The following is a 13,435-nucleotide window of genomic DNA, read 5'->3' on the forward strand; positions in this document are numbered from 1 at the left end:
ACTCTGATAAACACTTAATAATGATGAAAAAATTAACAGCGTAATTAAAAATCGAAATTTAGAATAATACTCTTGTTTTATAGGGGTCAAAACACTAAAAATCACAGTAGTTGAATCAATTGTTTTTTCATTTAATCCATTTTTCAAAATCGCTTGTGATGTAATTTGAAAATTATTATTTTTAACTTCTGGAATCTCGTAAACATCATCATTGGAACATGAATAAGTTAATAAAGAAATAGAAACAAGTCCTGCAATATATAATTTGCTTTTCATAAAAAATTAATTTAGTTTAATATTCTCTCAAAAAAACAGCTATAATTTCTTTCAATTTTACGGTATAACCGTAATATTTAATTAGTTTTGTGTGAAATTGGATAAAAATGAACATGTGCCTTAATATTTTGATAGTCGATGATCACCCTATGACAGTTGATAGTTATATTAACCTGCTATCTGATACCGATTTTCAAAAAAACGACCTGACTTTTATAAAGAGCTATAATTGTGAAGATGCTTACAACAAAATAAATTTTCAACTAAAACAAAATACAAAAATTGATTTTGCTTTATTAGATATTAGTCTTCCTCCTTATAAAGACTTTAATATTAATAATGGCATTGATTTGGCTATACTCATTAGAGAAAAATTCGCAAATTGTAAAATAGTTCTTCTTACAATGCATAGTGAACCCTTAATTGTAGATAAAATTATTAAAGAAATAAAACCTGAAGGATTCATTTCAAAAAGTGACATTAACTTTGAATTATTTCCTATTATTTGTAAAAAAATTCTTGAAGGTGATATATTCCGAAGTAATACCATAATAGAATCTCAAAGAGAATTATTTAAAAGAAACATAAATTGGGATATTCATGACAATCAAATTTTAACCTTAATTTCTCAAGGAGTTAAAACTGTTAATCTTCCTAACTACATTCCTCTTTCTATGAGTGCTATAGAAAAAAGGAAAGCAAACATAAAAGATCAACTTTTAAAAGGAAAAGGCAGTGATAAAGATTTAATTGGTAAAGCTAAAAAACTAGGATTATTATAATGTTCCTCTTTATCCTATGAGGAGGATCTCAATAATTCTAGGTCTGGTTTTGAAAAATTACTTTTGAATAATAAATTCAACCATTTTTCAACATAATAATTTTTATCTTAGACAACAAATGTATTATAATTCTTAAACGTATAAAGCAATCAGCCGTCTCTCTGCGGTCATTCCCATTGTTCCGTTCGGCTGTTCCAGTCGGTCAACCTTGTATTTCCATAAATACATTTTAGATAATTAAGCAACTTTGAAATCTTTATAACCATTGGGTTTCCCTCCGTTTCCCTCCGTTTCCCTCCGTTTCACAGACATTTCGCATCCCATAAAAAATAAGGCAGCCTTATTTTTTAGGATGCTCTTTCCTCATCTTCACACAGTCTCTACCCATCTTTCGACGAGGCTAGTGAATCTATTATATCGCGTCATTCCATATTATGTCTTCCGCCCCTTGTTGTTTCAGTGGTTGCTCCTTCGCCCAGCCGTCGGGCTTGGCTCCGCTTCCTCACTTATATTTATCAAGTACCCAGCTACTTCTCAAAATTCACTATGTAAATACATAAGTAACGTTGACCCTTTTTTTTGTTTTCTACATCCAATTTTTTATTTTTCTGAGCGATATTAATCCTGCGCTTGCCCTTGCTAATAAGCCGTTAGTGTTCATGGAATCTCTACCTCTTGCCACAGTGATATATCTCCAATTCCCTTTCCAGAAAATTGCTAGGATGAATCCCCTTAATGTTATCAAGTATCATTTTCATATTGCAACAAATAATCTTATTCACACAGTACCTCTAAAAACAATCAAGAAATAGTAAGATTGGGCATGATTTTTTTCATACTCGAAACGGAATAAAAGGCAGCTAAGATAGTGTCTCATGGATGCTCATAATGGCTGCGTTGCACTAGCCACCCTTCAGGACTTATAGCTCTCCACATCCATCAGTCCCCTTATTTCTTGCTTTCTTTTTTCCGTTTTTCTTCTGAAAATATTTTGTTGAGTGTGGCGGAAAATAAATCTAAACTGTAGTAATCTCAAAATTTTACATCATGAAAATCATAGTACGCATTTCAGCAGTTACCAAAGTTCAAAAAGTGAATAACCACAATCAAGTGGTCAATTTCAACCTTGCCAACAAGGATACCTACAAGCCAAAAAAATGTAAAAGGGAAGAGGAAATACTGTCTTTTGTCGGTTATTCTTACTAGCTTAGTTCAGGAGACTGCCAACTTATCAAAAAAAGGCGCAGGTTCTGCTAATCGGGCGTATTGTTCTCTGTAGGAATGACTGGCTTTGTGGATGCTTAACTATCAATCTACATCCTTCACATATAGGTAATATAAAGCAATAGGCTTAGGATAACCCTACTTCTGTTAAAGCTCAGTCAAAGAAATACTAATTAACAGATTACCATTTTTTAATATAATTTCATTTATTAATCATTAAATTTTTAATATCATGGCACACAACATTTATTACAACGAGCAAGACCAAAAACACAGTTATTTTAGCGTGAAAGAAAAAGCATGGTATAATTTAGGACAGATTATACAGCACTATAGCACTAGTGTAGAAGCAATTAAATATGCAGAACTGGACTATGAAGTCGAAAAAAGAAAACTTTTTACACCTAGTTTATAAGACAGCAATATCGAAGTCCCAAATTATTTCAGTACGGTGCGCACCGACAACAATACCGTTTTAGGTGTAATAGGAAAAGACTACTAAATCGTGCAAAATAGGGATGCTTTTTCCTTTTTTGATAGCATGTAGATGGTGACGGTATGCTATACGAAACATTAGGGGCTTTAGGCAAAGGGGAACGTATTTTTATTACTGCTAAACTACCCTACTATATTCGGGTGCGCAAGGATGATATTATCGAAAAATACCTTTTCCTGACTACCTCACATGATGGAAGTGGTAGCATTACAGTGGCTTTTACACCCATGCGTATCGTATGCGCCAATACGCTTAATGCCGCTTTGCGCAACCAGAGCAATACCGTACGCATCAGACTTACTTCTAACGCCAAACAGCACTTGGAATAGGAATACAAAGTCATGGGCATATCTGATAGGTTATCCCTACAAATGGAGGCTATTTTCAACAACTGGACAAAGTGCTAATCTCCGACAATGAAGTAAAAAAACTCATACAATCTGCCTTAGCGCCAAGCGAAGAAGTGATTAGGGCCCTGCAAGAGGGCCCAACCGAAGATCTTATTCCTGTTTTGTCAATATGGTAGAAAGTGCTTTCGAATATGCCATGTGCGATCCGACTCAGCTGATGGACACTACCAAAGGGTCTGTCTTTGGAGCTTATAACGCCATAACGGGCTACTTTCAAAATGTACGCTCTTGCAAAGATGATGAAGCTAAATTATCTTCTATATTAATAGGCGGTTCTGGACAACTAAAAATACTATTTTTAAAATAATGTAATATTGGAAGGAATGCATTGCGCCGAATGAATTTGATAATTAATTCTCTTGCTGGTTTAGGCCGCATTAATCTATAAATTGTTAAAAGCTTAGATCAAGCTGTTATTTATAGTAAGTGTTTATGGAAAAAGCTTATAAAAAAATAACGCCACTGTCTTCCAGTGGCGTTATTTGTCATTATGCAGCCGATTAGGGGTTCGAACCATTTCATGCAGCATTTGAAGAAGTTATCGTTACTATTTTAGATTATAAATTCTTTTAAATATTAAGTCTTTATTTTTACAACCGATCCTGTTTTAACAGATTTATTTTCAGGCCAATATACTGAAGTTGAAGTTTGTTTTTTAATACTTCAAACTCAGCTGATAGTACTTGATTTTTTACTGAGGAATATAAAATAGCTTCCACTTTGCCGCTTATAAATTTAGCTTGAGTAGTTGCTAGAGAAGCTTTGGCATACTTTTCTTTCTCCACCAATTTATTCTGAAGCTGCAAATAATTTCTTTTGGTTTGTTCTTCCAATACTACTTGTTTGTCCAATTGTTGTTTTTCTTTTTCTATAGTGAGTTTTGCCTGATCACCTGCTATTTTTGATGCACTGATTTTTTTATTGTTCCTAAAGCCATTGAAAACAGGAACACTCAACTGCATACCAACTTGTTGACTTTTATTATCTTCTAATTGATTGAAAAAAGAATCTGTGTTGGCATTTGCTTGTTTTATATTTTTATAATAAAAAGTAGAATATCCATAATACGCTGACAGTATCGGATAATTGCTGGCTCTTTCTAAACCGATCAACTGTAAACTGTTTTGATAATTGAGCTCGGCAAGTTTAATTTTAGGATTATACAACTCAGTATCAAAATCTTTATTTGCCTCCTTTAAATAAGGTTCTAATATTACTTCGTCTGTCGCCACATCCACAATATTCATCAACTGGAACAATTGTATTTTTTTAATAGAATACAATTGTTCGGTTTCCAGATTTCGGTTTTCTTCCTCCGAAAAGCTCAATTGCATATCATACAAATCACTTTGAGGTTTGCTTCCAATGGCAACTTCTTTAGTTACCCTGTCTAAATTGAATAAAGCTTGCTTGAGTTGCTCTTTTTGGATTTTCAATAATTCCTTTATGTAAAGTACTTGATAATAACTTTCCAAAATTTGCAATTTATATTCGTTTTCTACAACTTCCATCTCGGCTTTGGCTTGCTCAATATTAATTTTGTCTTTTTTAGCATTCGCAAAAGCACTGAAATCAATCAGATTCGTTTTGGCATTGAGATAGAAATTATCATTTTGAATATTAGAACTTACTCTTCCATTAGTCGAAGGATCAATGGTGCTACCAAAATTATAACCCTGCTGTCCATACAAATCGACAGTAGGTAACATTCGATTTAAAACCGAATTTTGTGATTTTTGTGTTCTTTTAATTTCCAGCTGTCTGATTTTTATTTCAATAGTCTTCTGCAATCCCGTTTCCATACAACGTGTGAGCGACCAAGAAGTATCCTGAGCACTTGCCAATGCACAAAAGGCTAAAAAGACAACCGTAAAAACAATTTTTTTATTCATATTTTAAATATTTCAAAACATCTGTTTTTGTTGCTTGATAGGCTCTTAACAAAACAATGATTAACGTTAAAACCAATAATATTATAAAGCCAAAAAGGAAAGGAAACAAGGTCATTTCAATTCTAAAAGCAAAATTCTCAAGCCACATATTCAATAAATAATAGGTGGGAAACAAAGCAATTAAAAACCCAATGACACAATACAAAACATACTGTTTAGAGAGTTCTTTCAATAATAAATTGGTTTCTGCTCCAAGCGTTTTTCTGATTGCAATTTCTTTCATGCGTCTTTGAATTGAATACGAAGCCAAGGCGAATAACCCGAAAAGAGCGATTAGAATTACCACTACATTCAACAATGAAAATAGATTCTTTTGCTTCACATACGATTCATAAGTTCTTGCATATTGTTTATCGACAAAATCGTATTTAAAAGGATACTCAGTATCCATTTTTGTCCATAATTTTTCGATATCGGTAATTGTATTTTCAATATTATCCGATTTTAGTCTTACGAAAACCTTATTGATATTTTGAGCAATATCTACCGTTTTAAGATGATAGAAATACATCCCTGACATCTCAACTTCAGGACTTAATAAATTAAAATCTTTAACAACTCCTATGATTTTTAATTTTCGTTCTTTGATAATTAGTTCTTTTCCTATAGGCTCTTTCATGTTCATCAACTTTTGTGCTGTTTCATTAATCACCACAGAAGTAATAGTATCCGAAGCATGTTTCTGATCAAGAGACCTTCCTTTAACTACTTCTATTTTCATCATTTCGAACATACCAAAATCAAGTGCAATTGTTCGTGCTTTAAAAAGTTCATCATTGTACAATACACCTCCTAATGAATCATCTGAACCATCAAATGAAATCAATCCTGTAGAAGCTTGTTCTACACCTTTTATTTTAGCCAGTTCTTGTTTTATGGTACTGTATTTGTTGTAGATATTTTGCCCTACGTTTTCCAATTCATAATCCGAATCCGGAAAATTCAAATTAATTTCAATCACTTGATCTCCTTTAAAACCTAAATCTTTATTGGTTAGATAATCGATTTGCTGATACACAATATAAGAACCAACAATAAAGAAAGTAGCCACTGTAAACTGGAAAATCAACATTCCGTTACGCAACCAGATTCCGTTTTTACTTCTTCCAAAATTGCCTTTGAGAACTTTTAAAGTTTCGAAATTAGCAACGTAAACGGCTGGAAGTATTCCTGCGACCAAAACTGTAATACAGAAAATCAGAAGTAATTGCAGATAAAACTGACTACCAATTATTCGTAAACTCTTATTTAAAAAATCATTGTAATACGGCAAAGTCAACTCAACAATGACTAATGCTAATAAAATCGAAAACAAACTTATTAGAGCAGTTTCAAAAATAAATTGAATAACAATAGTACCTTTTGAAGCCCCCACAACTTTACGAACACCGACTTCTTTAGCACGTTTAACCGCATTCGCTGTAGCCAAATTGATATAATTTACAATCGAAAGAATGAGAATTAAAACAGATAACCCAACCATAATCAACAAAAACTGATAATTTCCTCTCCCTTCTGGATATCCATCTGTAATAGAATGTAATCTCGCTTTTGAAAGTGGCTCTATAACTACATTAAAATGACCCATTTTCTTAGCCATTTCTTCTAAAGTAAAACCTTCTTCCTTGGCAATTCTCCGAACAAAATCTTGGTTGTAAGTTTTCTCTAAACTCTTTCGAGTATTCTCAATTTTTGATGGATCTTTAATTTTAAGAAGTAACTTGAATATAAAAGGTCCTGTCGTATTTTCACTTTTGAACTGCGTCATTTTATTCATTATAACATCTGGAGCAATTGAAGAGTTCCCTGGAATATGATACAAAGCGCGCACTATAAACATTTGATCCAAACATGTTATTTGTTTACCAATCGGATTTTCGTTACCAAAAACTCGTTTAGCAATCACATCTGAAATAGCAACACTTGAATCATCTTTTAATGCCGAAACCACATCTCCCTTAATAATTTCAAATGGAAAAAGAGAAAAGAAATCAGGCTCAACATTAATAATTTTATCAACTATTTCTCTCTTCCCTTTGTAGATAATTTTATCCTTTTGATACCAGCTGTCAGCATAAACTACCTTTTCTACATTAGTATCTTTATCTATAATAGGTTTTAGGAATAAAGCACAATCTGAAAAAACTGGCATTCCTGTTAACTGCACTAAAACCTGATACACATTGTCTTTTTCGGGATTCCAAGCATCATAACTTTGTTCTTCATTCCAATACAGTAATGCGAAAATTAATCCTGAAATTCCAATGGCCAATCCAAAAATATTCAAGGCAGAAAATAGCTTATTATTTTTGAGGTGGTATAAAAATATAGTTATCCAATTTTTTAGCATGATTTTAGTTTTTAGATTCCGTTCCTAATATATCCACGTTCCTGTTATTAACTTTTTCTGAAAGTATCATTCCATCTTTCATCAAAATGGTTTTTTGAGAAAAAGAAGCATCATAATCAGAGTGCGTTACCATTAATATTGTGGCTCCATTGGCATGTAAATCAGTTAAAAGTTCCATTACTTCATTTCCATTTTTGCTGTCCAGATTTCCTGTTGGTTCATCGGCAAGAATAATTTTCGGATCGTTAATTAAGGCTCTTGCCACGGCTACACGTTGTTGTTGTCCTCCGGAAAGCTGTTGTGGATAATGTTTTAATCGGTGGGAAAGTCCTAATTTATCAGCTATTGCTTCTACTTTTTTCTTTCTGTCAGAAGATGGAACTTTATTGTAAATCAACGGCAATTCAATATTATCATAAACCGACAATTCGTCAATCAAATTGAAATTCTGAAAAATAAAGCCAATATTTTCTTTTCTGGCTTTCGATTTTTCTTTTTCTTTCAGCCCAATCATTTCTTGATTGAGCAACTTATAACTTCCGCTCGAAGCGCTATCCAGCAATCCAACAATATTTAATAAAGTGGACTTTCCACTTCCCGAAGGCCCCATAATTGAAACAAAATCACCTTGATTTATGGTAAGTGAAACTTCACTCAATGCCATTGTTTCCAATTCTTCGGTTCTAAATACTTTTGAAAGATTTCTAATTTGAATCATACTATTATTCGTTTTTTGATTGATGATATTTGTTTATTTTTCTTTATTCTTTATTATTTATTCTTTACTATTGTTTCTTTCCTCTAAGCTCTTTTTCTTTATTCTAAATTCAAAATCTCGACTTTTTTATAATCTTTATATGACGAAGTGATCACTTTTTCGCCCGCTTTTAAACCGCTGAGAACTTCATAATACAAAGGGTTTTCTCGCCCCAATTTGATTGCTTTTCTCTCTGCTTTGTTGCCATTGACAACAAAAATCCATTTTCCGCTAGTTTCTTCGTTAAAGCTTCCTTTTGAAAGCACTAAGGTCTTGGTTTTTTCTGACAGATTTAATTTTACTCCAAAACTTAATCCTTGTTTTAAATCTAATTTTTCAGAAGAAACAAAATCCAATTCTACTTGAAACCTTCCATTTTTAATTTCGGGAATCACTTTAGTTATTTGAACTTCGATGGATTTATTTTCAAAATCTACTGTTCCTTTTTGTTGCTCTGCAATTTTATCCAAATAAAATTCATCGATGTCGGCCATCAATTTATAGCCTTTCCTGTCATCAATAGAACCAATACTTGTATTTTGCACATAGGTTTTCCCGAGTATAGGTTCAAAGGAAGAAAGTCTTCCGGAAATGGGTGCTGTGATTAGAAAATTCTTTTTATTCATTCTCAAAATATCCAAACTTTTATTCATAAAATCAATAGATTGATTCAATTGTCCTATCTGGACTTGATTTGCTAATTTTTCTTTTTTAACACTTTTTTTGATGATGTTCATGCGCTCTTTTTGAAAACGATAATTTTCTTGGGTCTTTTCCCATTCATTTTTTGAAAGTATTTCTTTGTCAAAAAGTTTTTGATTCAATTCGAATAAGTTTTTAGCATCAAGATAATCGTGCTCTATACCAATCAAGTCTTTTTCTAAATTCAATTCCTGATTTCTTAAATCGAGTTTGGCTTTGTTCAAATTATTGACTTGTTCGATAATCGCTGTTTCCTGCTGCATGTACGCAAGTTCAGCATTAGGATTATACAAGCGCGCTAACGGTTGTCCTTTAACGACCATATCGCCGTTTTCAACAAATATTTCCTGAACAGCTCCACCTTCAATAATATTAACTAACATTGAATTTAAAGGAACGGCTTTTGCCTGAAAAGACATAAAATCTTCGAAAAAATTATTTTCTACGGTCTTAATCGTAATTTCAACTTTTTTTACGTTTAAACTTCTTTTTTTAGTCACAGAAGTAAAGACAAAATACCCGAGGAGTAAGATAATTGGCAAAACGATTAAAAGATACTTATTTTTGTTAGTTTTACGTACGATTTTGGAGTCCATTGTTTATTATTTGTGTAGTCCATTAGGATAATCGTACCATAAAATTAAAAACTGTAATAATTTTATTGTTAGGTTTTTAATTTAAATAAAATTTACACGATGTCCATAATTGAACACTATTTGTCCGAAACCGAACAATGATTCCATTTTCTGAATAAAAAAATACAGATATTACGTTATAATGAAAAAGACCAACGCCTCCATATTAGTCATAGACGACCAAGAAGATATTCTTTTTGCTTCAAAAATGCTACTTAAAAAGCATTTTGAAAATATTTATACGCTCAATAACCCTAAGAATGTGGTTGAATTATTAGTAAAAAATACAATAGATGTGGTTTTACTCGACATGAACTACAGAATAGGATTTGAAGACGGAAAAGAAGGTTTGTATCTTTTAAAGGAAATAAAAACGCTTTCGCCAAAAACCATTGTTATTTTAATGACCGCTTTTGGCAAAGTAGAAACGGCTGTTGAAGGATTAAAGTCAGGGGCTTTTGATTATATTTTAAAGCCTTGGGACAATACAAAATTACTTAGCGTTGTAAAACAAGCTGTCGATAAAAGACGTAAAGAGCAGAAGAAATCAAATAATATCGAGATTGTAGACGATTTTTTTGTTGGTAATTCAGATGTTATAAAAAAAGCTTATTCTCTGGCCGACAAAGTGGCCAAAACCGATGCCAATGTTTTAATCCTTGGCGAGAACGGAACTGGTAAATTTGTTTTGGCACATCATATCCATCTGCAATCGGAGCGAAAAAACAGTCCTTTTATTCACGTTGATTTGGGTTCTTTGAATTCCAATATTTTTGAAAGCGAATTATTTGGCTATGCTAAAGGGGCTTTTACCGATGCGAAAACTGATACTCCTGGACGCTTTGAAATGGCTCAAAACGGCACTATTTTTTTGGATGAAATAGGAAACGTCCCATTGCATTTACAATCTAAACTCTTGCAGATAATTCAAACCAAAATGGTAACCCGATTAGGAGAATCAAAAGCAAGGCCATTAAATTTTCGCATTATTACTGCCACCAACTTGAATTTGAAACAGGAAGTTACCGACAAAAACTTTAGAGAAGATTTGTATTATCGCATCAATACTATGGAAATCGTGTTGCCTCCATTGCGGGAGCGAAATGAAGATAAAATTCCTTTGGCTCAGTATCTTCTAAAAAAAATGACTGATAAATACGGAAGGGATGAAATTACTTTTGACGAAAAAGCATTGGAACAGATAGCAAATCACGCTTGGAACGGAAACATTCGTGAAATGGAAAACCGAATAGAACGCGCAGTGATTCTTTGTGAGAACAATCATATTAACGTTTCAGATTTAGATTTAGAGCAAATCACAACTTATGAAGAGAATCAAGATGATATTCAACTTTCGGCAATAGAAAAAACTGCTATTGAGAAAATCCTGTTGAAAAACAACAACAATATTAGTAAAACTGCCGAAGAACTAGGATTATCCAGAGGTGCATTATACCGACGTTTAGAAAAATATAACATCAACTAGTATGTTTAAATCCTTAAAAATATACCAGCACCTTTTTCTTAGATTAATTTTTATTCTTTGCCTTTCCGGAATTTCCATATTTATTTTTCAAAAAGGATTACTTTTTTCAGCACTTTTTGGGCTTTTTGTACTTTTTCTGCTCTTAGTCGAAATGTATTTTTATATCAAAAAAGCCTTTTTGATTTATGATAAAACGATTACCTCTATTTTACAAAATGATTTTACATCAGATTTTTCGAAACATAAATCGTATCAAAATTATTCTAGTTTATTCAAGCTGTACGAAACGCTAAAAAATAAAGAAAACGAGCAGGTTTCAAAAGATATAGTGTATCGTTCTATTCTAAATACTATTGAAACAGGAATTATTATTCTGCAAAAGGAAGAAAGTGACTGGAATATCTTTTTGATGAATGATTACTTCTCCAAGCATTTTGATGTACCAAAAGTTTCGAAATGGAAGTATCTGAAAAATCATTTGCCTTTACTATGCAAAATTATTGAGGAGCAAAATTTTCAGGAAATCAAAACTTCATTAGAGATTCGCGTCAACCAGCAAGACACGCAAACTTTTGTGATACAAACTTCGAGGAGTGAAATTTTCAACCAAGATTATTTCATCGTTTTACTGGATTCAATTCAAAATGTAATCGAGAAAAAAGAGAAAGAGGCATGGGTAAATTTGATGAAGGTGATCTCGCATGAGCTTTTAAATTCGATCACTCCCATTCGATCACTTTCCCAGAATTTACAGGAATTGGTTCAACAGGAAACTATTTCGACGGAAGATCTTGACGATATGAAAAACAGTGTTGCCACGATGTTGAGGCGAAGCGACCATTTGCAGCAATTTGTAGAAAGCTACCGCAAAATCGCTATGTTGCCTGCGCCTAAAAAGGAACAAATAACTCTTCAACAAATCATAGAAAACAGTCTAGAAATTATGTCTCCATTATTTAAAAAAGAAAGTATAGAAGTCATAAATACTATTTCTCTGAATAATTGGCTAAATATTGATTCGCAACAAATGGAACAAGTATTTATCAATCTTTTGACCAATTGTATTTATGCGTTAAAAGATATAGGACAAAAAAGGGTGTTTATTTCGACTGAGGCCAAAGAAAATAGAACATTCATTACAATATCAGACAATGGAAAAGGTATTGAACCCGAAATAGAAAACAAAATTTTCCTCCCTTTTTTTACCACTCGAAAAGAAGGTGCAGGAATTGGATTAACCTTGTCAAAAAGCATTGTGGAAGCACATGGAGGTTATTTGGCGTATAGAAATGACGATGGGAAAACCACTTTTATAATTTGTCTAGTTGCTTAATTAAGGATCAATTTGGATCAAGTCTAAATGTATGGAGAAAAATTATAACACAAAAAAACCTCTCAATTTCTTGAGATGTTTTGTGGGCAGTAAGAAGTTACTACCATTGTGCTTATAGGAGTAAATCCACCTTAAAGGATTCTTCCGCAGCTGTCAATTTAAAACATAAAGTAATCAAAGTAGAAAAATTATGCCGGCAACTTACAAAAGGATGTAAACACAGTTATACTAGGATTTAACATCTGTTTCTTTCTTAACATCTTCACAACTTCGATTCCAATCAAAGTTCAGCTAGTTCATTGGAAGCTTTTAAATCCCAATCTGTTTAAAATCTTCCGTTTAATAAAACCATGATCTTGATCGACTATATTATTAAGATACTTACATGGTCGAATTCCTATTTTAGAAAAGAAACACTTATTATAAGCTTTGATAACTCCAATATATGAAACGCTTTTATCAATGTTTCATATTCGTAGCAGAATGGACAACGTGAATTCATCTCTTTTTCTTTATCTCTTAAACATCAGGCTAACTTAAAGTAAACCTAAGCTTAAAATATACTGCCTAAAGAATAATACAAAAACCTTTGTATTCCTTAGCTTAAGTACTTTAAAAAAGCTAAAACTTAAATTTAGCTGCGACAGAGCCACAATATTCAATTATAGTGTTTTCATAATTAATCTGTTGATGAAAACCTATTGTATAACTTATATGTATTTTTACGGATATATAATCTATTTAAAACCGATTAAACACTTTTAAAATTACAATAAAAAATGTATATTCGAGAACCGATACTCGATATTTTATCGAGTATCGGTTTATAATTTTACGTAACTATCTTAATCATGGATTTCAGAAAATTATTATCTGCGTTTGAAGGGCATCCAATAACCCATCAAATTTTGATCAGCGCACTGCTCCAATACAAGCGTGGATAAACCAGTTGATGATGTGCCACTCTTTCCAGTAAAAAAGAGGTACGGATTCCGGTTGAAGATATGCCACTTTTTAAACTTAAATTAGGAT

The 13,435-nt window shown here is 32.4% G+C and carries 9 protein-coding genes and 1 pseudogene; 5 read left to right on the forward strand and 5 right to left on the reverse strand.

The genetic code is table 11. From position 1 onward, the window contains the following. A partial coding sequence (locus IWX83_RS16410) for a hypothetical protein (RefSeq protein ID WP_196831252.1) occupies positions 1-276 on the reverse strand: 276 nt, incomplete at its 3' end. Between the two features lie 107 nt (positions 277-383). On the opposite strand from IWX83_RS16410, the gene IWX83_RS16415 reads away from it, so the two are divergent. The 3 genes and pseudogenes from IWX83_RS16415 (at position 384) to IWX83_RS16425 (ending at position 3,495) form a co-directional block, all read left to right on the forward strand. Next, positions 384-1,058: a response regulator gene (locus IWX83_RS16415; RefSeq protein ID WP_231380075.1), complete on the forward strand. Its 675-nt coding sequence runs from the start codon at positions 384-386 to the stop codon at positions 1,056-1,058. Positions 1,059-2,105: 1,047 nt separating this feature from the next. Further along, positions 2,106-2,264: a hypothetical protein gene (locus tag IWX83_RS16420; RefSeq protein WP_196831253.1), complete on the forward strand. Its 159-nt coding sequence runs from the start codon at positions 2,106-2,108 to the stop codon at positions 2,262-2,264. A 250-nt stretch (positions 2,265-2,514) separates the two neighbouring features. Next, positions 2,515-3,495: pseudogene (locus IWX83_RS16425) on the forward strand (DUF932 domain-containing protein). Between the two features lie 283 nt (positions 3,496-3,778). On the opposite strand, the gene IWX83_RS16430 reads toward IWX83_RS16425, so the two are convergent. The 4 genes from IWX83_RS16430 to IWX83_RS16445 all read right to left on the reverse strand — a co-directional run bounded on the left by IWX83_RS16430 (position 3,779) and on the right by IWX83_RS16445 (position 9,545). Then, complete coding sequence (locus IWX83_RS16430) at positions 3,779-5,080, reverse strand: TolC family protein (RefSeq protein WP_196831254.1); 1,302 nt, start codon at positions 5,078-5,080, stop codon at positions 3,779-3,781. Next, positions 5,073-7,490 (reverse strand): ABC transporter permease, encoded by a 2,418-nt coding sequence (locus IWX83_RS16435; RefSeq protein ID WP_196831255.1) that lies wholly within the window; start codon positions 7,488-7,490, stop codon positions 5,073-5,075. The genes IWX83_RS16430 and IWX83_RS16435 overlap by 8 nt, the downstream gene beginning before the upstream one ends. Positions 7,491-7,494: 4 nt before the next feature. Next, positions 7,495-8,208, reverse strand: coding sequence for an ABC transporter ATP-binding protein (locus tag IWX83_RS16440; RefSeq protein WP_196831256.1), 714 nt, complete (start codon positions 8,206-8,208; stop codon positions 7,495-7,497). Positions 8,209-8,306: 98 nt separating this feature from the next. Further along, positions 8,307-9,545, reverse strand: coding sequence for an efflux RND transporter periplasmic adaptor subunit (locus tag IWX83_RS16445; protein WP_196831257.1), 1,239 nt, complete (start codon positions 9,543-9,545; stop codon positions 8,307-8,309). A gap of 181 nt (positions 9,546-9,726) precedes the next feature. Between IWX83_RS16445 and IWX83_RS16450 the strand changes: the two genes are divergently transcribed. Together IWX83_RS16450 and IWX83_RS16455 are read left to right on the forward strand one after the other, a co-directional pair. Beyond that, positions 9,727-11,070 carry a sigma-54 dependent transcriptional regulator gene (locus tag IWX83_RS16450; protein ID WP_196831258.1) on the forward strand — a complete coding sequence of 448 codons (1,344 nt, stop codon included), beginning with the start codon at positions 9,727-9,729 and terminating at the stop codon, positions 11,068-11,070. Position 11,071: 1 nt separating this feature from the next. After that, positions 11,072-12,403: a PAS domain-containing sensor histidine kinase gene (locus tag IWX83_RS16455; RefSeq protein WP_196831259.1), complete on the forward strand. Its 1,332-nt coding sequence runs from the start codon at positions 11,072-11,074 to the stop codon at positions 12,401-12,403. The last annotated feature ends 1,032 nt before the right edge of the window (positions 12,404-13,435 follow it).

The organism is Flavobacterium sp. CG_9.1 (genome assembly GCF_015751645.1).
GTDB classification, from domain to species: Bacteria; Bacteroidota; Bacteroidia; order Flavobacteriales; family Flavobacteriaceae; genus Flavobacterium; species Flavobacterium xanthum.